This window comes from Aurantimonas sp. Leaf443, assembly GCF_001425575.1.
Classification (GTDB): domain Bacteria; phylum Pseudomonadota; class Alphaproteobacteria; order Rhizobiales; family Rhizobiaceae; genus Leaf443.
The window spans coordinates 256,614-277,663 of the sequence record NZ_LMRD01000001.1; the positions used below are offsets into that span (position 1 = coordinate 256,614).

General features: G+C 71.0%; 17 protein-coding genes and 1 tRNA gene. 8 read left to right on the plus strand and 10 right to left on the minus strand.

The window, feature by feature from the left end; genetic code table 11:
* Positions 1–62: 62 nt before the first annotated feature.
* Complete coding sequence (locus tag ASG48_RS01085; protein WP_055843998.1) at positions 63–848, minus strand: protein-disulfide reductase DsbD domain-containing protein; 786 nt, start codon at positions 846–848, stop codon at positions 63–65.
* A 212-nt stretch (positions 849–1,060) separates the two neighbouring features.
* Here ASG48_RS01085 and ASG48_RS01090 point away from each other — a divergent pair, with 212 nt between their 5' ends.
* Positions 1,061–1,666 carry a YqgE/AlgH family protein gene (locus ASG48_RS01090; protein ID WP_055845309.1) on the plus strand — a complete coding sequence of 202 codons (606 nt, stop codon included), beginning with the start codon at positions 1,061–1,063 and terminating at the stop codon, positions 1,664–1,666.
* Between the two features lie 63 nt (positions 1,667–1,729).
* On the opposite strand, the gene ASG48_RS01095 is transcribed toward ASG48_RS01090, so the two are convergent.
* Genes ASG48_RS01095 through thrC form a run of 4 tightly spaced genes read right to left on the minus strand, consistent with a single transcriptional unit; the run spans position 1,730 to position 8,073 of the window.
* The gene (locus ASG48_RS01095) at positions 1,730–4,666 is read right to left on the minus strand and encodes an EAL domain-containing protein (protein WP_082529154.1); all 2,937 of its coding nucleotides are present in this window, start codon (positions 4,664–4,666) and stop codon (positions 1,730–1,732) included.
* A 40-nt stretch (positions 4,667–4,706) separates the two neighbouring features.
* Positions 4,707–5,327 (minus strand): GNAT family protein, encoded by a 621-nt coding sequence (locus tag ASG48_RS01100; RefSeq protein ID WP_055843999.1) that lies wholly within the window; start codon positions 5,325–5,327, stop codon positions 4,707–4,709.
* 8 nt (positions 5,328–5,335) lie between these two features.
* Positions 5,336–6,667, minus strand: a complete 1,332-nt coding sequence (locus tag ASG48_RS01105; protein WP_055844005.1) for a pitrilysin family protein — start codon at positions 6,665–6,667, stop codon at positions 5,336–5,338.
* Positions 6,664–8,073: a threonine synthase gene (gene thrC, locus ASG48_RS01110; RefSeq protein WP_055844007.1), complete on the minus strand. Its 1,410-nt coding sequence runs from the start codon at positions 8,071–8,073 to the stop codon at positions 6,664–6,666. Before thrC ends, ASG48_RS01105 begins: the two co-directional genes overlap by 4 nt.
* Positions 8,074–8,190: 117 nt before the next feature.
* On the opposite strand from thrC, the gene ASG48_RS01115 reads away from it, so the two are divergent.
* Positions 8,191–8,751 carry a hypothetical protein gene (locus ASG48_RS01115; RefSeq protein WP_156381391.1) on the plus strand — a complete coding sequence of 187 codons (561 nt, stop codon included), beginning with the start codon at positions 8,191–8,193 and terminating at the stop codon, positions 8,749–8,751.
* A 40-nt stretch (positions 8,752–8,791) separates the two neighbouring features.
* On the opposite strand, the gene ASG48_RS01120 is transcribed toward ASG48_RS01115, so the two are convergent.
* Complete coding sequence (locus tag ASG48_RS01120) at positions 8,792–9,478, minus strand: HAD family phosphatase (protein WP_055844011.1); 687 nt, start codon at positions 9,476–9,478, stop codon at positions 8,792–8,794.
* A 162-nt stretch (positions 9,479–9,640) separates the two neighbouring features.
* Between ASG48_RS01120 and ASG48_RS01125 the strand changes: the two genes are divergently transcribed.
* On the plus strand, positions 9,641–10,780 hold the full coding sequence (locus tag ASG48_RS01125) for a site-specific DNA-methyltransferase (RefSeq protein ID WP_055844013.1): 1,140 nt from the start codon (positions 9,641–9,643) through the stop codon (positions 10,778–10,780).
* 4 nt (positions 10,781–10,784) lie between these two features.
* Here the strand turns inward: ASG48_RS01125 and ASG48_RS01130 are convergent, their stop codons facing one another.
* Together ASG48_RS01130 and mutY are read right to left on the minus strand one after the other, a co-directional pair.
* Entirely contained in the window at positions 10,785–11,402 is a 618-nt protein-coding gene (locus tag ASG48_RS01130) for an HAD family phosphatase (RefSeq protein ID WP_055844014.1), read from the minus strand.
* Positions 11,399–12,502 carry an A/G-specific adenine glycosylase gene (mutY, locus tag ASG48_RS01135; protein ID WP_055844016.1) on the minus strand — a complete coding sequence of 368 codons (1,104 nt, stop codon included), beginning with the start codon at positions 12,500–12,502 and terminating at the stop codon, positions 11,399–11,401. The genes ASG48_RS01130 and mutY overlap by 4 nt, the downstream gene beginning before the upstream one ends.
* Between mutY and ASG48_RS01140 the strand changes: the two genes are divergently transcribed.
* The 4 genes from ASG48_RS01140 (at position 12,501) to ppdK (ending at position 18,014) form a co-directional block, all read left to right on the plus strand.
* Complete coding sequence (locus ASG48_RS01140) at positions 12,501–13,829, plus strand: O-antigen ligase family protein (RefSeq protein ID WP_055844018.1); 1,329 nt, start codon at positions 12,501–12,503, stop codon at positions 13,827–13,829. The two genes, mutY and ASG48_RS01140, sit on opposite strands and share 2 nt — an antisense overlap.
* Positions 13,829–14,326, plus strand: coding sequence for a DciA family protein (locus ASG48_RS01145; RefSeq protein WP_055844019.1), 498 nt, complete (start codon positions 13,829–13,831; stop codon positions 14,324–14,326). The genes ASG48_RS01140 and ASG48_RS01145 overlap by 1 nt, the downstream gene beginning before the upstream one ends.
* A 111-nt stretch (positions 14,327–14,437) precedes the next feature.
* The gene (locus ASG48_RS01150; protein ID WP_055844021.1) at positions 14,438–15,193 is read left to right on the plus strand and encodes a DsbA family protein; all 756 of its coding nucleotides are present in this window, start codon (positions 14,438–14,440) and stop codon (positions 15,191–15,193) included.
* Between the two features lie 148 nt (positions 15,194–15,341).
* Positions 15,342–18,014 (plus strand): pyruvate, phosphate dikinase, encoded by a 2,673-nt coding sequence (gene ppdK, locus ASG48_RS01155; RefSeq protein ID WP_055844023.1) that lies wholly within the window; start codon positions 15,342–15,344, stop codon positions 18,012–18,014.
* An 85-nt stretch (positions 18,015–18,099) separates the two neighbouring features.
* Here ppdK and ASG48_RS01160 read toward each other — a convergent pair whose 3' ends face one another.
* Positions 18,100–19,749 carry a methyl-accepting chemotaxis protein gene (locus tag ASG48_RS01160; RefSeq protein WP_055844030.1) on the minus strand — a complete coding sequence of 550 codons (1,650 nt, stop codon included), beginning with the start codon at positions 19,747–19,749 and terminating at the stop codon, positions 18,100–18,102.
* Positions 19,750–19,939: 190 nt separating this feature from the next.
* A tRNA-Gln gene (locus ASG48_RS01165) sits at positions 19,940–20,014 on the minus strand.
* 127 nt (positions 20,015–20,141) lie between these two features.
* Here ASG48_RS01165 and ASG48_RS01170 point away from each other — a divergent pair.
* On the plus strand, positions 20,142–21,047 hold the full coding sequence (locus ASG48_RS01170) for an MBL fold metallo-hydrolase (protein ID WP_055844032.1): 906 nt from the start codon (positions 20,142–20,144) through the stop codon (positions 21,045–21,047).
* Positions 21,048–21,050 lie beyond the last annotated feature (3 nt).

Here is a 21,050-nt window from a genome sequence, read left to right on the forward strand (position 1 = left end):
CGGCGCGGCGCCTCGCGGGACGCGGGCGCACGGCAGGGGCCGCGACCCGCGTTGTAGAGCGCCTAGCGCGCGCTTTCCACCGGCACGGCGCGCCGCTCGGTGCCGCCCCCCGTTCCGCCGAGCACGATGTCGACCGCGCCGAGCGGCGGGCCCTTGCGGGGCCGGCCGAGAACGGGCACGGCGAAGGCGAGCCCGTCCCGCGTCGCGGTGCCCGCCGGCGCCTCGCCGAAATACCAGCCCTCCGGCCCCGAGACGAAGACGTCCTGAGGCCTCGCAGCCGAGGCCGACGAGAGGGCGAGCGTCAGCACCTTGCCGTCCGCCGAGAGCGCGGCGCCCGGGATCGCGCCGTCCGGTGCCGGCGCGGGGAGGGCGGCGAAGGCCGCCTCGACCAGCGCGCGATCGCCCTCGTCCGGCGCCGTCGCGACCGTGCCGCTCGCGGGAACGCAGATGTCGCGGCACAGGCCGAGCATGGCCGAGACCGCGACCGGTCCCGGTCCCGCGCCCTTCAGCTCGAAGGCGATGGCGAAGGGGCCGGAATAGCCGTTGGCCCGCTCGATCCCCTCGCCGAACCGGTGGGGCGCGGGATAGCGCAACGTCGCCGCGCCCTGCGTGAAACTGTAGCTCGCGGGGATGCCGGACTGGCCGGGATCGATCCAGTAGGTCTTCCAGCCCGGCCGAAGCTCGATGCGGATGGCGCCGCGGATCGTGCCGTCCGCCTCGGGCGGGAGCGCGGCCAGCGTCAGCACGGCCCCGTCGAGGGGAATGCTCGTCGCCGCCCGCGCGCCCGGCGCCGCGAGCGGCAGGAGGGCGAGGCTGAGGGCGAGGAATGCGGGCAGGCGTCTTGGCATCGGATCTTTCGCGGCGGAATGGTGCGGCGGCGGCGGCCGGCGCGAGGATGGAAGGCCATGCCCATCGCCCGCTCGCGACCGGCCGGGACTGAAAAACGCGAGAGAGCGGCCGCACTGTGACGAAGCGTCCCGGCCGGGGCTGGTCAAGCGGCGCGTGCGGTGCAAAGTTTGACGGACGGCCTCTCGCAGACCATGTGTGGGATATGGATATCATGCACGAGATCAGGAAAGGCGGCGTTGAGGAAGAGGCCTCGCTCGAGGGGCATTTCCTGATCGCCATGCCGGGAATGCAGGACGAGCGCTTCTCGCGCACCGTCATCTATGTCTGCGCCCACTCGCCGCAGGGCGCGATGGGTTTCATCATCAACAAGGCGCAGCCGCTGAGCTTCGCCTCGCTCCTCACCCAGCTCGGCATCGTCACCGGCGAGGACGACATCCGCCTGCCCGAGAAGGGCCGCGAGGTCTCCGTCTGCATGGGCGGGCCGGTGGAGCGCGGCCGCGGCTTCGTGCTGCATTCGTCGGACTACGATTCGGAATCGACCGTGCCCGTCGCCGACGAGATCTCGCTGACGCCCACGCTCGACATCCTCAAGGCGATCTCGCAGGGGATCGGTCCGCGCACGGCGATCATGGCGCTCGGCTATTCCGGCTGGAGCGCCGGCCAGCTCGACACCGAGATCGCCGCCAATGGCTGGCTGACCTGCAAGGCCGACACCGGCATCGTCTTCGACCCCGAGCTCGACCGCAAATACGACCGGGCGCTCGGGCTCCTCGGCGTCGATCCCGCCTTCCTCGCCAGCGAGGCCGGACACGCCTGACGGCGCGGCGCGCCCGGCGCGCCGCAGCCTCGCAGGACATGTCCCGCCCCGGGCCTTCCCGCCTCAGCCGACGCGTTTCAGCCCCATCGCCCGGTCCTGCAGGAGCTTGCGCGCCTGCTCGACGGTGAGCGGCGGCGAGTAGCGGAAGCTCTGGGCGAACTCGCAGTTGAGCTGGCGCAACTGCACGACGTCCGCGTCGCTCTCCACGCCCTCCGCCACCACTTTCAGCCCGAGATCGTGCGCCATCGTGACGATGGAATGCACGATGATGGGGCGCTGCGGCAGCGTGTTGTTGCGCAGGAAGGACTGGTCGATCTTCAGCGTGTCGAAGGGGAAGCGCATGAGATAGGCGAGGGACGAGTAGCCCGTGCCGAAATCGTCGAGCGAGAGGCCGACGCCCATCTCGCGCAGGCGCACGAGGAGCTGCGCGGAGCGCTCGGGATTGTCCATCACCAGCGATTCGGTGACTTCGAGCTTCAGCGTCTGCGGCGGCAGGCGATAGCGCTCGACGACGGTGCGCACGTCCGCGATGAGATCCTGGCGGATGAGCTGGCGCGAGGAGATGTTGACCGACATGGTCAGCTCGGTCGAGTTCAGGAGGCGCTGCCAGTCCGAAAGGCGCTTGGCCGCCTCTTCCAGCGCGAACTGGCCGAGCGGCACGATGAGCCCGGTATTCTCCGCGATCGGGATGAACTCGGCCGGCGAGATGGCGCCGCGCTTGGGATGCTCCCAGCGCAGGAGCGCCTCGAAACCGGCGATCTCCTCGTTCTCCAGCTTCACGATGGGCTGGAAGGCAAGCGACAGCTCGTTGCGCTCGAAGGCGCGGCGAAGGTCGGATTCCAGCTGCAGGCGGCTCGACCCGGTGGACTTGAAGGCCGGCCGGAAGGGCTCGATCCGGTCGCCCCCGAAGCGCTTGGCCTGATACATGGCGAGCTCGGCCTCCTTCAGCACCTCCTCGGCCGTCGAAGAATCCGACCAGCCGGTGAGGCCGAGCGAGCCGGTGAGGACGATCTCGCGGCCGCCGAAGGCGATCGGCGCCTTGATCGCCTTGCGCAGCGTCTCGGCGAAGGCGGCGACCGAGGGCACGGTCGTCTCGGACATGAGGATGAGGCCGAACTGGTCGCCGCCGAGCCGGGCGAGCGAATCCTGCGGCTTCAGCACGCGCTTCAGGCGCCGCCCGAGCGTGAGGAGGATCGTGTCGCCGGTGGCGATGCCCAGATCGTCGTTCACCTGCTTGAACCGGTCGATGTCGATGACGAAGACGGTCGGCGTCACGTCGGCGCGGCTTTCCGAGAGGATGCCGATCGAGTGCAGCCGGTCCATGAAGAGTTCGCGGTTCGGCAGGCCGGTCAGCTGGTCGTGCAGCGCGTCGTGGAGGAGGCGCTCCTCGCTCTTCTTGACGTCCGTCACGTCCTTCAGCGTGCCGACGCAGCGCACCACCTCGCCGTCCGTGCCGAGCACGGGGCGGGCGCGCAGCTGCATCCAGTGATAGTGGCCCTCCTCGTCGCGCATGCGGAACTCCTCCGCGATGCGCCCGCGCCGATGCTCGAGGATCGTGTCGAGCGTCAGCTTGAAGCGGTCGCGGTCGTCCGGATGCAGGATCGGCAGCCAGTCGCGCGCCGGGCCGTTCATCGTTCCGATCGGCATGCCGGCCAGCGCGTCGCCGTCGGCGCCCGTCACGATCCGGTCGCGCGAGACGTCCCAGTCGAAGATCGCGTCGCCGCTGCCGGCCAGCGCCAGCGCGCGGCGCTCCATGTCCGAGAGCGCGCCATGGGCGAAGCCCCCGCCCGCGAAGGCGTGCTGCATCACCGTGAAGCCGATGAGGAGGACGATGAGGACGAGGCCGCCGCCGAGGGCCGGCTGGATGATGTCGTTGGTGATGCGGCCCGTGACCGTCATCCAGCCGGCCAGAAGCCAGAGCGCGATGAGGCACCAGGTGGGCACGAGCATGATCGCCCGGTCGAAGCGCTGGGCGGCGAAGACGGCGATGAGGAGGAGCCCGACGCCGGCCGTGCCGACCATGGAGAAGCGGGCGAGGCCGGAGGCGTAGCTCGGATCGAAGGCGGCCAGGACGCCGAGTCCGCCGAGGCCTGCGAGCCACAGGACGGTGAAGGCCGAGAGCACGCCGTGCCAGCGGTGGAGGTTGAGATAGGTGTAGAGGAAGAGGACGAGCGTGAAGGCGAGCGCGACCTCGGTGCCGGCGCGCCAGATCGTCTCCTGGCCCGGCTGCGTCGGCATCAGCTTCTGCCAGAAGTCGAAGTCGATGCAGATATAGGCGAGCACAGCCCAGGCGAGCGCGGCGGTCGCCGGAAACATCGGCGAGCCCTTCACCACGAAGAGGATCGTCAGGAACACCGCGAGAAGGCCGGCGATGCCGAGCACGATGCCGCGATAGAGGGTGAAGGCGTTGATCGTGTCCTTGTAGGCGTTCGGCTCCCAGATGCGCACGTCCGGCAGGCGGTCGGAGGCGAGCTCCGCCACGAAGGTGACGACCGTTCCCGGATCGAGCGTGACGAGGAAGACGTCGGCATCGGTGGAGGGCTGGCGCTCCAGCGCGAAGCCTTCGGAGGGCGTGATGGCGGCGATGCGCTGCGAGCCGAGGTCCGGCCACATGACGCCCGAGCCCACCAGCCGGAAATGCGGCGCCACGATCAGCCGGTCGAGCTGCTCGTCGGTATTGTTGGCGAGCGCGAAGGTCGCCCAGTTGCCGGTCGGGTTGGTCGCCGCCGACTCCACCTCGATGCGCCGCACGATCCCGTCGGCGCCCGGCACCGTGGAGACCTGGAAGCTGCGTCCGCGCCGGCCATGGACCTCCATGGCCGGCCGCAGGTTGATCGCCCCTTCCGCGCGCGAGATGTCGACGGGCGAGAGCGCGCGGGCGGGCGTCGCAAGGCCGGTGAGGGCCAGCGGCAGGAGGAGGAGGAGCGCGAGGAGCCAAGCCGCTGCAAGGCGCGGAAGGGGCGGCAGGGCGCGCCGGGGAAAGGGCGGGAGGAACGTCATGAAGAGGTGGACCCTTCGCTCGCGGCCAGGGCGCGCGGCATCATCGGGCGGCCTTCGCCGCGAGGCGTTCACTGGGCCGCGAACGCGACCATTCTTCGGCGAGCAGGGCGTAGAGGTAGTGGTCCTCCCAGCGCCCGGCGATCTTCAGATATTGCCGCAAATGTCCCTCGCGGGTGAAACCGGACTTCTCGAGGAGCGCGATCGAGCGCGCGTTGGAGGGCAGGCAGGCCGCTTCGACGCGGTGCAGGCCCTCCACGTCGAAGACGAAGGGTTTCAGCGTCTCGACGGCTCTCGTCATGAAACCCCGGCCCGCGAAGCGTTCTCCCATCCAGTAGCCGAGCGTGCAGCTCTGCGCGACCCCGCGCCGGATCTGGCCGACGGTTGTCCCGCCCAAAAGCGTGCCGTCCGGGTCGAAGAGGAAGAACGTGTAGCCGGTGCGCTCGCGCGCATCGAGCCGGTAGCGGCGCAGGCGCAGCGCATAGGCCTCGCGCGTCAGCTCGTCCGTCGTCCAGGCCGGCTCCCAGGGGCGCAGGAACTCGCGGCTCTCGCGGCGCAGCGCCGCCCAGGACGGGAAGTCGGAGGAGCGTGGCATGCGCAGGAGAATGCCCTCCCCGGAGAGGGCCGGAAGGCTCGCGCCGGAGAGACGGTCGAGGAAGCCCATGGCGCCCGTCAGCGATGCGCGGCGACCCTGTGCGCGCCGTCCGGTCCGCCCTCGGCCGTCCGCTCCGTCAGGCCGAAGCGGGCGCCCAGATGGTCGAGGGCGGGCAGGTGGCCGAGCGGGCCGATGGCCGCGAGCGTCGGCCTGCCGCCGAGGAAGATGCGGCCGGCAAGCTCCGACAGGCGCTGCGGGGTGATCGCCGAGAGGCGGTCCATCAGCTCCTCGTTGGAGATCGTGGCGCCGTTGAACATCAGCTGGCGGGCGATCTGGCCGGCGCGCGAGGCGGGGCTCTCCTGGCTCATCAGGAGGCTGGCGCGCATCTGGGCGCGGGCCCGCGTCACCTCCCCCTCGCCGATCTCCTGCGTCACCCGCATCAGCTCGTCGACGATGACGGGGGCGAGCTCGGCGAGCTCCTCCTCGCCGGTCGCGGCATGGATGCCGAAGATCCCGGTATCGGCGAAGCTCCAGTGGAAGGAGTAGATCGAATAGCACAGGCCGCGCTTCTCGCGGATCTCCTGGAAGAGGCGCGAGGACATGCCCCCGCCCAGGATCAGCGACAGGACCTGGCTGGCGTAGAAGTCGCGCGCGTAATGGGCCCGGCCCTCGAAGCCGAGCACCATCTGCGCGTCCATCAGGTCGCGGTCCTGGCGGAACTCGCCGCCGCTATAGGTCGCCGGCTGGCGCCCCTGCGCGCCGACGAGCGGCATGCCGCCCGCCTGGCAGCCGAAGACCGCGCTCACCTGGTCGACGATCGCCTGGTGGGAGACGTTGCCGGCCGCCGAGACGAACATGCGCTCGGGCGTGTAGGTGCGCGCCAGATAGCCGCGCAGCTGGCCGGGCGTGAAGCCCTTCACGCTCTCGCGCGTGCCGAGGATGGGGCGGCCGATGATCTGGTCGCGGAAGGCCGCTTCCTGGAAATGGTCGAAGACGATGTCGTCCGGCGTGTCCTCGGCCGCGCCGATCTCCTGCAGGATGACGTGGCTCTCGCGCTCCAGTTCCTCGGCGTCGAAGAGCGAATCGGTGAGGATGTCGGTCAGGATGTCGAGCGCCAGCGGCACGTCGTCCTTCATCACGCGGGCGTAGTAGGAGGTCGTCTCCACGCTCGTCGCCGCGTTCAGCTCGCCGCCCACGTCCTCGATCGCCTCGGCGATCTGGCGCGCGTCGCGGCTGGCCGTGCCCTTGAAGGCCATATGCTCCAGGAGATGGGCGATGCCGTGCTCCTGCGCCGTCTCGTCGCGCGCCCCCGCCTTCACCCAGACGCCGAGCGCCGCGCTCTCCAGATGCGGCATCGACTCGGTGGCGATGGTCATGCCGTTGGACAGCCGGGTGATCTCGACGCTCATGCCGTGGCTCCCAGACGGACCGCCTGGGAGCGCTCCATGATGTAGGTCTCGACCGCTTTCAGGTCGTTCGGAAGGCGGTCGAAGACCTCCGCCCTCTCCATCAGCCCCTCGTGCGAGGCGGGGAGGGCGGGCGAATGGCCGCTCGCCTTCTCGACGGCCGCGGGGAACTTGGCGGGATGGGCGGTGGCGAGCGTGACCATGGGCGAGGCGCCCAGATGGCGCTCGGCGACCGCCACGCCCACCGCCGTGTGCGGATCGAGAAGGTAGGAGGTCGTGTCGAGGACGCGTGCGATGGTCGCCGCCGTCTCCGCCTCGTCGCAGGCGCCCGCGTCGAACTCGGCCCGGATCGTGTCGAGCATCGCGGCCTCGAGCGTGAACCCGCCGCCCTGGCCGAGCTGCTGCATCAGGCGCCGGATGGCGGCCCCGTCGCGCCCGTTGCCCTCGAAGAGGAGGCGCTCGAAATTGGACGAGACCTGGATGTCCATCGAGGGCGACATGGTCGCCGAGACGCCGAGCGTCTCGTAGCGGCCCTCGTTCAGGGTGCGAACGAGGATGTCGTTCTCGTTGGTGGCGATCACCAGCCGGTCGATCGGCAGGCCCATGCGCTTGGCGGCGTAGCCGGCGAACACGTCGCCGAAATTGCCGGTCGGCACGGTGAAGGAAACCTGGCGCTCCGGCGCGCCGAGGCTGGCGGCGGCGGTGAAATAGTAGACGATCTGGGCCATGATCCGGCCCCAGTTGATCGAGTTCACGCCCGACAGCGCCGTCGCCTCGCGGAAGGCGCGGTCGTTGAACATGCCCTTCACCAGCGCCTGGCAGTCGTCGAACGTGCCGTCGAGGGCGACGGCATGGACATTGTGCGCGCCCGAGGTCGTCATCTGGCGCTGCTGCACCGGCGAGACGCGGCCATGCGGAAAGAGGATGACCATGTCGGTGCGCCGGGAGGCGGAGAAGGCGGCGATGGCCGCGCCCCCCGTGTCGCCGGAGGTGGCGCCCACGATCGTCGCGCGGCGCCCGCGCTCGGCCAGGACATGGTCCATCAGCCGCGCGATGAGCTGCATCGCCACGTCCTTGAAGGCGAGCGTCGGCCCGTGGAAGAGTTCCATGAGGTAGTGGTTCGGCCCGATCTGCACGAGCGGGGCGACGGCGGGATGGGGGAAGGTGGCGTAGGCCTCCCCGATCATCGCCTTCAGGCGCTCGGCCGGGATGTCGTCGCCGACGAAGGGCGACAGGATCTCGAAGGCCACGCTCGCATAGGGCGCGCCGCGAAAGCCGCGCATCGTCTCCTGCGAGATCTGCGGCCAGGACTGCGGCAGGTAGAGGCCGCCGTCGCTGGCAAGGCCGGCCAGAAGCGCATCGGCGAAGCTGAGGACCGGAGCCTCTCCACGCGAACTCACATATCTCACGTCACGTCCACCTTACGCTCTGGCGGCGGGCCGGCCTCCCCGGTGACATCGCTCCGTCGCGTTCCCGCCAAGAGACTGATATACAGCCCGGCGCGACCATAAAGGAAGACGCACCCCATGCCTATGGTGACAGCCCCGCGCATTGCCGCCTTCGCCGGAAGCGCCCTCTTTCTCGCCGCCTGCACGAGTTCCAACACCGGCCCGGCGCCCGATTCGCTGGGCTCGGCCCCCGCGCCCCAGCCCGCCACCGTGCAGGAAGCCGCCTACTGCCCGACCGTGACGCTGCGCGAGGGCACCGCGATCCTCACCAAGATGGAGGGCGAGCGCCAGGCCTATGTCGCCTCCGTCACCGACGCGACGCGCGACTGCCGCGTCGTCGACGGCCAGCTGCGGCTCGAGGTCGGCATAAAGGGCCAGGTCGTGCCGGGGGTCGCCGCGCGCAACGGCGCGGTGAAGCTGCCGATCCGCGTCGCCATCCTCGTCGGGCAGGACGTCGTCTATTCCAAGCTCGGCTCGGTCTCGGTGACCGTGACGAAGGGCGCCGCGCCCGGCACCTTCCTCTATGTCGACCGCGCCATCTCGCTGCCGCAGCCGACCCAGCGCAATGTCACCATCTTCGCGGGCTTCGACGAGGGGCCGGCGCCGGCCGGCGCGCAGCTGCGCTCGGACGCGCGCTGACGGTTCCGCTCCGCCCTCGGGGACCGGCCGGGAAGACGCCTCAGGCGTCTTCCCATTCGGCGAGCGCCGCGATCGTGGCGGGATAGTCGCGCAGGCGCTTGATGACCGTCACGGCGCCCGCCTCCGACAGCGCCTCGGCGTGGCCCGGATAGGTGTGGCGCCCGCCGGTGAAGCCGACGACCCGGCAGCCGGCGGCGACGGCGCCGGCGACCCCGTGCACCGAATCCTCGATCACGACGGCACGGCCCGGCTCCACACCGAACTCGCCGCAGGCGTGCAGGAAGACGTCGGGCGCCGGCTTGCCCTTCTTCGTGCCGATCTCCACCGCGCTCATCACATAGGGCCGGAAGCGGTCCCACAGGCCGGTGCGGTCGAGCACCATCTCCAGGCGCGCCGAGGTCGAGTTGGAACAGATGCAGCGCGGCAGGTCGAGCTCGTCCAGCATCTCGTGGACGCCCGCGATCTCCTCGACCTCGGAAGACAGGCGCTCGTCCAGCCGCTTGTCGACGCGCGCCTGGAAGTCCTTCGGGAAGACGTGCTCGTTCTCCTCCGAGAGGCGGGCGAGGATCGTCGGCCAGGTCAGGCCCGCGAAGCGCGCGCCGATCTCGGCGGCCTCCATCTCGATCCCCTCGGCGGCCAGGAGCTCGGCCTGGACCTCGGCCGCGATGATCTCGGAATCGACGAGGACGCCGTCGCAGTCGAAGATGGCGAGAAGGGGCGCGTTCATGAAGGCTCCGGGCTTGTCTTCCAGGGCGGCGGCGGCGGGACGGCCGGGGCCCGGCCGGGCGGTATCACGAAGCGGCGCGCCGGATAAAGCGGCGATTTCATCACTTGTTTACCCTGTTCGGTAACCATGACGCCCATGGGTAGCAGCGTTGATGGTGGTGTCATGGCGAGTTCGCGGGTTTCGGGTTTGCGCAGCGAGGCGGTCGGCGGGCTGGCCCCCTGGCTCGACAGGATCCACAAGGGCGACTGCGTGGCCAAGATGTCGATGATGCCGGCGAACTCGGTCGACGCGATCTTCGCCGACCCGCCCTACAACCTCCAGCTCGGCGGCGACCTGATGCGGCCCGACCAGTCCAAGGTCGACGCCGTCGACGACGCCTGGGACCAGTTCGACAGTTTCGAGGCCTACGACGCCTTCACCCGCGCCTGGCTGCTCGCCGCGCGCCGCGTGCTCAAGCCCAACGGCACGATCTGGGTCATCGGCTCCTATCACAACATCTTCCGCGTCGGCGCCAAGATGCAGGATCTGGGCTTCTGGCTGCTCAACGACGTCGTCTGGCGCAAGACCAACCCGATGCCGAACTTCCGCGGCCGGCGGTTCCAGAACGCGCACGAGACGATGATCTGGGCCTCGCGCGACAAGGACGCCAAGGGCTACACGTTCAACTACGACACGCTGAAGGCGGCCAACGACGACCTGCAGATGCGCTCCGACTGGCTCTTCCCGATCTGCTCGGGCGGCGAGCGGCTGAAGGGCGAGGACGGCAAGAAGGCGCATCCGACGCAGAAGCCCGAGGCGCTGCTCGCCCGCGTCATCCTCTCCTCGACCAAGCCCGGCGACGTGGTGCTCGACCCGTTCTTCGGCACCGGCACGACCGGGGCCGTCGCCAAGCGCCTCGGCCGGCACTTCGTCGGCATGGAGCGCGAGAGCGACTATATCGCGGTGGCGCAGGCGCGCATCGACGCCGTGCAGACCCTTCCCGACGACGTCCTGACCGTGCCGACCACCAAGCGCGCCGAGCCGCGCGTGCCCTTCGCCAGCCTCCTCGACGCCGGCCTCGTGAAGCCGGGCACCGAGCTCACCGACGCGCGCCGGCGCTACACGGCCGAGGTTCGCGCCGACGGCACGATCTACGGCGGCGGCGAGATCGCCTCGATCCACCGCATCGGCGCCAAGGTGCAGGGGCTCGACGCCTGCAACGGCTGGACCTTCTGGCACGTGCCCGGCAACAAGGGCGGCCTTCGCCCGATCGACGAGCTGCGCCAGGAAATCCGCAACCGCCTCGCCGTCGCCGGCGCCTGACGCTTCAGGCCGGCCCGCCGGGATCGAGCCCGCGGGCCTCGAGATCCCGGCGAAGGCTTGCCGCGTCGGTGAAGGGCACGGCCTGCCAGCCCGCCGCGATGGCTCCCGCGACATTGGCGGGACTGTCGTCGACGAAGAGCGTGGCGGCCGGGTCGAGGCCGAAGCGTGCCGCGTGGAGGTCGAAGATCGCCCGGTCCGGCTTCACGAGGCCGACGCGGCCCGAGACGGTGACGCCGCGCGTCTCGCGCAGCACGGGAAAGCGACGCTCGGCCTCCGCGAACGTGTCGGGCGCGAAATTGGTGAGGAGCGTCACGTCCGTCCCGCCCGCCGCGAGCGCGCGCAGGATGGCGACGCTCTCCTCGAAGGCGTGCGGCACCATCGCCAGCCAATTGGCGCGGTAGAGCCGGATCAGCGCCTCGCGGTCGGGATGGCGCGCCACCAGCTCGGCCTCCGCCGCCTTCCAGGGCCGGCCGCGATCCTGTTCGTGGTTCCAGGCGGGCGAGCAGATCTCGGTGAGGAACGCGGTGCGCTCCGACGGGTCCGGCAGGGAATCGCGATAGGCGAGATGCGGATCCCACGCGATCAGGACGCGCCCGATGTCGAAGACGACATGCTCGATCATGGCCCTCTCCGCCGCCCGCGCGGTGCACTTGGCGCCGCGCCCGTCCCCAGACCTGTCGCGATGGCCTTCCTCATCAAGGTCGGCAGCGCCTCCTGCGTGATGGCGTTCGGCGAGGACCACCAGCCCTCGCCGGGGGGCGTCTCGTCGAGATCGGCGCGCCAGACCTTCAGCGTCAGGTCGAAATGCGTGAAGCCGTGGGCGACGCTGCCGGCCGGCCGCCAGGCGGCGGGAAAGGGGGCGGCGGCCGCGTCCGTCGCGCCGTCGGCCCTCGCGCTCCAGGCGCTGGTCGGCGGGCCGCACATGCCGCCGAGCATGCCCTCGTCCGGGCGCCGGGCGAGCCACACGGCGCCGTCGGCCGGGCGCACGGCGACGAAGGCCGCCCCGCGCCGCGCGGGCTTGGCCGCCTTCGGGGCTTTCACCGGATAGCGCTCGGCCGTGCCCGCCGCGCCCGCCGCGCAGCCCTCGCGCACCGGGCACAGGATGCAGGCGGGCGAGCGCGGCGTGCAGATCGTGGCGCCGAGATCCATCATGCCCTGCGCGAAGTCGCCCGGCCGGTCCGCCGGCGTCAGCGCGGCCACCTGCGCGCGGATGAGCGGGCGGGCCTTGAGCACCGGCGTCTCGATGGCGAAGCGGCGGGTGACGACGCGCTCGACATTGCCGTCGACGACGGCCGCGGCCTCGCCGAAGGCGATGGAGGCGATGGCGGCCGACGTGTATTCGCCGATTCCCGGAAGCGCGCGCAGCGCCTCGGCCGTCCGCGGAAAGCGCCCGCCGTGGCGCTCCGTCACCGCCTTGGCGCAGGCGTGGAGATTGCGGGCTCTTGCGTAGTAGCCAAGGCCCGCCCATTCCCCCATCACCGCCTCGACCGGGGCCCCGGCCAGATCCTCGACCCGCGGCCAGCGATTGACGAAGCGTTCGAAGTAGGATTTCACCGCCGCCACGGTGGTCTGCTGGAGCATGATCTCCGACAGCCAGACGCGGTAGGGATCGGGGCGCTCGCCCGCCCGGATACCGGCCGGCGGCACGCGCCACGGCAGGGGCCTGGCATGGGCGTCGTACCAGGCCAGGAGGCCTTGCGAGAATGGGCGAGGGGCGTTCATGAGCGGGCTTGACGAGGTCGAGGCAAAGGACGGCGGCCGCATCGCGGCGCCGGCGGGAGGCGCCGGATACGCGCTCCTCTATCCGCCGCTCGAGGACATTGCGAGGCGCAATCGCGTCGCATTCGTGCTCCTCTTCGCCATGGTGCCGCTCGCCGGCTCGGCTCTGTCGGTGACGATGATCCTTCTCGCCTCCTGGGCGCTCATCTCTCTCGTCCTGCGCCGCTTTCCCCTGTCCTTCGGGCGCTACGGCGGCCCGATCGTCCTTTCGAGCCTCGCCTTCTTCGCCGTCCTCTCCGCCATCGACCTCGCGCTGAACCCCGCCCGCGACGCGGTCTGGAACGTCCTGGCGCTCCTGCCCTACGTCATGCCGCTCTTCCTCGTGCCGCGCATGCGCGTCACGGCCCCCGCCGACATCATGCCCGCGGTGTTCCTGGGCGCCGGGATCGGCGGCACGCTGCTGGGGCCCGTCGTCCTCGCCGAGCTTCTCTCGGGCGCCCCCCGCGTCCAGGCCCTGTCCGGCAATCCGGGGCCGCTGTCGATCGTGGCGCTGCTGACGGCCGGTCTGGCGCTTCTGGGCATCGGCGAGCGGGCGCTGTCGCCGCGCACGCTTCTGGCCGTCGCGGGCGCGGCCGGGGCGTCCTTCGCCGTGGTGCTCACGGGCATGCGCGGCGCCTGGCCGGCGCTGCCGCTCGTCCTGCTCGTCGCCGCCTATCGCCGGCGCCGGGTGCTCGTCTCGCTCCTGGGCGGCCTTTCGTCGCGCCGCCGCATCGCCCTGGCGCTCGGGCTGGCCGCGCTCCTGGCCGCCGTCGTCACGCTCGCCCTGCCGCCCGTCTTCGGCCGCATCGCGCTGTTCCGCAGCGAGTTCGAGCTTCTGATGGCCGACAACCAGGTCTCCACCTCGCTCAGCCTGCGCTGGACGATGTACGAGGCCTCGATCCGCGCCTTCCTGGCCGCTCCCTTGCTCGGCTACGGCATGAGCGGCCTGTGGACGGGCGTCGCGCCCTTTCTGGAGCCCGGCGTCTTCACCGGCTTCTCCTTCAGCCATCTCCACAATATCGTGCTCACCGTGGCGGTGGCCGGCGGTCTGGCCGGTCTCCTCGCGCTCTTCGCGCTCCTGTGCGCCCCGCTCGTCGTCGCGCTCTACGGCCGTCGCCGGCCGGGCGGCGCCGACAGGCTGGCCTTCGCCCTCATTCTCCTGATCGCCTTCGTCCTGCCGGGCCTCAGCAACATCATGCTGTTCCACGACATTCTCGACACCGTGTTCGTCCTGTCGATCGCGACGCTCGCCGCCGCCTTCCCCGCCGGCGCCCGGACGGGCACGCCCTGATGGCCCGGCCCCCGCGCGCCCCGAGCCCGGTCGCCGATCTCGCCGGCACGATCCTCGACCCCATCCTGCGGCGCAAGGCGGGGATGACGGTCGGGCTGATCGCGGCCTGGGCGGAAGTGGCCGGCGCGCGGCTCGAAGGGGTGACGCGGCCCGAAAAGCTCGTCTGGCCCCCGGTGCGGGCGGGCGAGGAGGAGCGGTTCCAGCCGGCCACGCTCGTCGTCGCCTGCGAAGGCGCCTCGGCGCTGCGCCTGTCGCACGAGACGTCCGAGCTTGTGGCGCGCGTCAACGCCTTCTTCGGCTATCGCGCGGTCGAGCGCATCAAGATCGTGCAGAAGCCGGTCGCCGAGATCCGCCCGAGCCGCAAGCCCGCGCTCGGCACGCTCGACAAGGGCGACGTCGCCCGCATCGCCGCCATGGTGGCCAATGTCGAGGATCCGAAGCTCCGCGCCGCGCTGAGCGCCTTCGCGGAGGCGACGATCCGCCGCGCCAAGGGCTGAGCTCCGACCCCTCACCATCGCGTGCGCCGCCCGCGAGGCGTTGGATTCGACACAATCTTGGCCTATTCGCTGGGCGGCAACCCGAATGTCGTTTCGCCAGAAGGTCCATCCATGCGCCAGAATGCCATCGCCGCGACGCCCCGCGCCTCGTTCCGCCTGACGCTGGCCGCCCTTGCCGGCGCGAGCCTCCTGGCCCTGTCGGCGCCCGCCTTCGCGCAGGCCGAGACGCCCGCGACCGGCGCCCCGGCGACGAGCGCGACGACAAGCGCCCCGGCGGCCGCCCCGGCGGCGGACGTGACCGTGCCCGAGCCGAGCGCCACCGTCGACGTCGCCAAGCTGATGGCCGAGCAGCCGCTGAAGGACGTCGTCATCGGCAATCCCGACGCGCCGGTGACCATCGTCGAATACGCCTCGATGACCTGCAGCCACTGCGCCACCTTCCACGAGGAGACCTATCCGACGCTGAAGAAGGACTATCTCGACACGGGCAAGGCCAAGCTGATCCTGCGCGAATTCCCCTTCGACCCGCGCGCGCTGGCCGCCTTCATGCTGGCCCGCTGCACCGGCGACGACGCCAAGCGCACCGCCATGGTGGACGTCCTCTTCGACCAGCAGGACACCTGGGCCCGGGCCGAGAACGCTTCCGTCGCCCTGCTCAACATCGCCAAGCTCGCCGGCATGAACCAGGAGCAGTTCGCCGCCTGCCTGAACGACAAGGACCTGCAGTCCAAGGTCGTCGCGGTGCAGGAAAAGGGTCAGAGCGAGTTCGGCGTCGACGCGACCCCGACCTTCTTCATCAACGGCCAGAAGTTCGCCGGCGAGATGTCGGCCGCCCAGATGGGCGCCATCATCGACAAGGCGCGCTGAGCCTTCGGTCCGGAACGGGCTGGGGAAGGGCGGGCCGCCCCGCCGTTTCTTCGCAATGCAACAATTGGCGGCGGGCGGGATTTCTTCTAGGACGAGGGAGCCCGGCCGCCCGGCCGGGCCGCGCCTTCGAGAGGAACCCGGCCGTCCCATGCCCAAGCGCATCTTCACGTTCCGGCGCGGCGCCGCCGACCGCACGGCCGACGCCGCCGAGGCGCTGGGACTGAAGGGCGCCAATCTCGCGCTCCTGGCTTCGCTCGACCTGCCGGTGCCGCCCGGCTTCACCATCGCCACCTCCGCCTGGCGCGAGGCGGGCGCCAAGGGCGAGGGCCTGCCGCCGACCCTGCGCGGCGACATCCGCGACGGCATCGAATGGCTCGAGGGCGTGACCGGCCGGCGCTTCGACGGCGACGAGCGCCCGCTTCTGCTCGCCGTGCGCACCAGCGCGCGGGCGCAGATGCCGGGCGTCGCCGAGACCGTCCTCGATCTCGGCCTCAACGACCGCACGGTCGACGTGCTCGCCGCCGAGCTCAGCGACGCCGCCTTCGCCTATCGCAGCTACCGCCGCTTCATCGAAAGCTATGCCGGCCTCGTCCTCGGCGCCGATCCCAGCGATTTCGAGGAGATCGCCGACCGCGAGCAGGAGGAGAAGGGCTGGGAGACCGAGCCCGGCGACGTCGCCGGCTGGCGCGCGCTGATCGGCCGCTTCCACGCCTTCGTGGAGGAGGAGCTCGGCTCCGTCGTGCCGCAGACCCCGCTCGAGCAGTTCATGGACGTCGTGGAGGCGAGCTTCCGCTCCTGGCGCAACCCCGTCGCCATGGCCCATCGCCATCTCCACGGCATTCCCGAAAGCGCCGGGCTCGCGGTCACCGCCCATGCGATGATCTTCAACGAGCGCAATGCCAAGTCCGGCACGGGCCGCGCCTTCTCGCGCGACCTTCGCAGCGGCATCAGCCGCGTCACCGGCGAGTTCGGCCTCGGCACGGGCGCGGGCGCGGCCATCGGCGTCATGCCGCGCCGCCTCGATCTCGCCGATCTCGCCAACGGGCGCGCGGGCGAGTTTCCCGCCGACCTCGCGGAGCTGACCGCCCATGTGCGCCGGCTCGAGGCCCATGTCGGCGACGCGGTCGAGGTCGACTTCATGGTCGGCGACGGCGAACTCTTCCTCATGCAGTCGCGCGTGGCGCGGCGCAGCGCCGGCGAGGCGGTGCGCATCGCGGTCGAGCTGGTGGGCGAGGGGATGATCGGCGAGGAGGAGGCGATCCTGCGCATCGACCCCGCCTCGCTCGACGAACTGCTGCATCCCACCATCGAGCGCGGGCCCGACCTCGTGGTGCTGGGCCGCGGCATGCCGGCCTCGCCGGGGGCCGCGAGCGGCGAGATCGTCTTCTCCGCCGAGCGCGCGCAGGCCGTCTCCGCCGAGGGGCGGGCGGTGATCCTGGTGCGCAGCGAGACGACGCCCGAGGACATCCACGGCATGCATGTGGCCGAGGGCGTCCTGACCATCCGCGGCGGCACCACGAGCCACGCGGCGGTGGTGGCGCGCGGCATCGGCAAGCCCTGCGTGACCGGCGTCGGCTCGCTGCGCCTCAACACCGAGACGCAGACGCTGCATGCGGGCGCGCGCGTCCTGAAGGCGGGCGACCGCATCACCATCGACGGCTCCTCCGGCGAGGTGATCGACGGCGCCGTGAAGCTGATGCGCCCGGCGCTGACGGGCGACTTCGCGACGCTGATGGAGTTCGCCGACCGGGCCCGGCGCATGGGCGTGCGCACCAATGCCGAGACGCCGCACGAGGCGCGGTCGGCCCGCGCCTTCGGCGCCGAGGGCATCGGCCTGTGCCGCACCGAGCATATGTTCTTCGAGGGCGAGCGCATCCGCGCCATGCGCGAGATGATCCTGGCGCCCGACGAGGCGGGCCGGCGCGAGGCGCTGGCCAAGCTCCTGCCCTACCAGCGCTCCGACTTCGTCGAGCTCTTCGAGATCATGGCGGGCCTTCCCGTCATGATCCGCCTTCTCGACCCGCCGTTGCACGAGTTCCTGCCCAAGGGCGAGAGCGAGATCGCCGAGACGGCCGCCATGCTGGAGATCGGCGCCGAACTCGTCGCCCAGCGCGTTGCGGCCCTGTCGGAATTCAACCCGATGCTCGGCCATCGCGGCTGCCGCCTCGCCATCTCCTATCCCGAGATCGTGGAGGTGCAGGCCCGCGCCATCTTCGAGGCGGCGATCGAGGCGGGCGACGCGACGGGCAAGGCCGTCGTGCCCGAGATCATGGTGCCGCTCGTCGGGCTTCGAAAGGAGCTCGACTTCGTCAAGGCGCGCATCGACCACGTCCACCGCCTCGTCACCGCCGAGCGGGGGCGCAGCGTCGACTATCTCGTCGGCACGATGATCGAGCTGCCGCGGGCCGTGGTGCGCGCCGACACGATCGCCGAGGTCGCCGACTTCTTCTCCTTCGGCACCAACGATCTCACGCAGATGGTCTTCGGCATCTCGCGCGACGACGCGGCGAACTTCCTCTCCACCTACATGCGCCAGGGCATCGTGGAGCGCGACCCGTTCACGACGGTCGATGTCGACGGCGTCGGCGAACTGATCGCCATCGCGGTGGAGAAGGCGCGGCGCACCAAGCCGGACATCTCGCTCGGCGTCTGCGGCGAGCAGGGGGGCGATCCCGCCTCCATCGCCTTCTTCGAGCAGACCGGCCTCGACTACGTTTCCTGCTCGCCCTTCCGCGTGCCGATCGCGCGCCTTGCCGCCGCGCAGTCGGCGATCCGCGCCAACCGCGCCCTCAAGGGCCGCTCGCGGCGCCAGGACAGCTGAGAGGCCCGCGGACGGGAAAGCCCGGCGGCCACTCGGCGCCGGGCCCGGTCTTTCGCCTCGCGTCTGCCGGAGCCTGCGCCCGTCGTCAGGCGCTGATGCGCTCGAACTCCGCATCGTCCGCCGGCGCCGAGCGCGAGCGGCCGAAGGCCTGGACGCGCGCCTGAAGGCCCGCGATGTCCTGCGCGCGCGCGGGCGCCGCGGCGGGGACCTGCGCGGGGGCGGGGGCGTGCGGGACGTGGACGGCGCCCGTCCCGACCTTGAAGAAGGCCGCGCTCTCCTTCAGCCGCACCGCTTCCTCCGACAGCTGGCCGGCGGTCGCCGCCATCTGGTTGGAGGCGCCGGCATTGGCCTGCGTGACCTGGTCGAGCTGGTTGATCGCCTGGTTGATCTGCTCGATGCCGATCGACTGTTCGCGGCACGCGGCGGAAATCTCCGAGACGAGCTCGGCCGTGCGCTGGATCTCCGGCACGAGGCGCGTGAGCATCTCGCCCGCCTGCTCGGATGTCTGCAGGGTCTCGCTCGACAGGGTGCTGATTTCCATCGCCGCCTGCTGCGAGCGCTCGGCGAGCTTGCGCACTTCCGATGCGACCACCGCGAAGCCCTTGCCGTGCGACCCCGCGCGCGCCGCCTCGATGGCCGCATTCAGCGCCAGGAGGTCGGTCTGGCGAGCGATCTCCTGGATGACGCGGATCTTGTCGGCGATCGTGCGGATGGCCTCGACGGAACGCGAGACGGCTTCGCCGCTGCCCGCAGCACTGGTCGAGGCCTGCGCGGCGATCTTCTCGGTCTGGGTCGCGTTGTCGGCGTTCTGGCGCACGTTCGCCGTCATCTCCTCGATCGCGGCCGAGGCCTGCTCGGAGGCCGCCGCCTGCTCGGTCGAGCCCGAGGACAGCTGGTCGGCGGTCGCCGCCGACTGCTGCGAGCCCGAGGACACTTCGTTGGCCGAGCCGATGACATTCGTCACGATGCCCGAGAGCTTGGCGGTCATGGCGTTCATCGAGCGAAGGAGATCGGCGATCTCGTCCGTGCCCCTGGCCTCGACGCGGTGCGTGAGATCGCCCGAGCCGATGGCCTCGGCGAAGCGCGAGGCGTCCTTCAGCGGACGCGTGATGGCGCGCCCGAGATACCAGCCGCCGGCGGCCAGGATCACCACGAGCGCCGAACCCCAGAGGCCCGCATCGATCGAACGGCGCAGCAGCACCGCCTGCATGCCGTCCGTGTAGATGCCGGTGCCGATCGTCCAGCCCCAAGGCTCGAAGGTGCGCGAGAAGGCCATCTTCGGAGACGGCACGGTCTCGTTCAGCTTCACGGTCGCGTAATGGGTATAGGCCCCGCCGTTGCGCCCGTTCTCGATCATCTCGCGGACCATGTAGACGCCGTTCGGGTCCTTCTTCTCCATGACGTTCTTCCCCTCCTCCTTCTGGTCGGGGAAGATCATGCGGTTGCCCGCCGCGTCGTAGCCGAAGAAATACTCGTTGTTGCCGAAGCGCATGGGGCGGATCGAGGCGCGGGCGACGTCCTGCGCGGCCTGGAGCGTCAGCGCGCCGCTCTTCACGCGGCCGTCGAGATCGGCGAGGAGCGCCACGACCGCGTCGACCTGCGACTTCAGCATCTCCTGCCGGTCGATCCAGAGCTGCTGGCGCTGCGTCCAGACCTGGGCGCTCAGCGCGACCACGGCGACGACGAGGGCGGACGCGATGTAGAGCGCGAGCTTGCGGGATACGGTAAGGCGCACGCGGATCTCCCATGACGTAAGGGTCTCTGACGAGATGTAGCGTTTAAAACTTGACCAATCGTGACGGGTAAGCCTTCCCGCGCGCCGTCCTCGCGCTAGCCAGCCTTCGCGGCGCCGGCCCGGAGTTCGGGAGGGCGGAGGTCGCGTTGAGGAACGGCCCGCGCCGCGTCGTCGGCTGGGCGATGCGGCATGGCTGGGGCGGCAGGGATCGAACCTGCGAATGGCGGTACCAAAAACCGCTGCCTTACCGCTTGGCTACGCCCCATCAGCGCCGGCTTCGACGCCGATGCCTATAGCCGGTCGCGATCCGGCCTGCAACGCGAAGCTCGGTCGCGGGCAAAGGGCTCGGCCGCGCGCTCGCCAAGCCGCGCCGCGCCGTGTAGGCCAGACCGATGAGCCTCGATCTCGACCGCCATTTCGAGCCCGCCCACGGGCGGAGCGTTTGCGCAGCGCCCGGTATCCTGCGCGTCACCGCCGCCAATGGCGGGCCCTTCACCTTCCACGGCACCAATTCCTACGTCGTGGGCGAGGACGCGGTGGCGATCGTCGATCCCGGCCCGGAGGACGCCGCCCATCTCGAGGCGCTGCTTTCGGCCGTGGGCGGGCGGCGCGTCGAGGCGATCCTTCTCACCCACACCCATCGCGACCACACCGCGCTGGTGCCGCGGCTGCGCGCGGCGACGGGCGCGCCCGTCCTCGGAGCGCGAGCCTTCCACGCGCCGCAGGGCGAGATCGTCGACGGCGCGCCCTCGCTCGACGCCGCGCTCGACCGCGGCCTCGTCTTCGACGCCGAACTCTCCGACGGGTGGACGGCGCGCTTCGGCGGCCTCGACATCTGCGCCATCGCCACGCCCGGCCATGCCGCCGACCACGTGGCCTTCGCCGTGGGCGGGGAGGGCGTCCTCCTCTCGGGCGACCACGTCATGGCCTGGTCGACCTCGGTCGTGGCGCCGCCCGACGGGTCGATGCAGGCCTATATGGCATCGCTCGACACGCTTCTGGCACGGTCCGACAGCCTCTATCTGCCCGGCCATGGCGGGCCGGTGAGGCGGCCCTCGGCCTTCGTGCGGGGGCTGCGGGCCCATCGGCGCATGCGCGAGGCGGCGATCCTGGAGCGGCTGTCGGCCGGCGACCGGACGCTCGCGCAGATCGTCGCGGCCATCTATCGCGGGCTCGACCCCAATCTCGTCGGCGCGGCGGGCCTTTCAGTCCTCGCCCATCTCAGCGACCTCGAGGCGCGCGGCCGCGTCCTGCGGCGCGATCCGCCGGGCGGGCCGCTCTCGTTCGAGCCGGCCTGACGG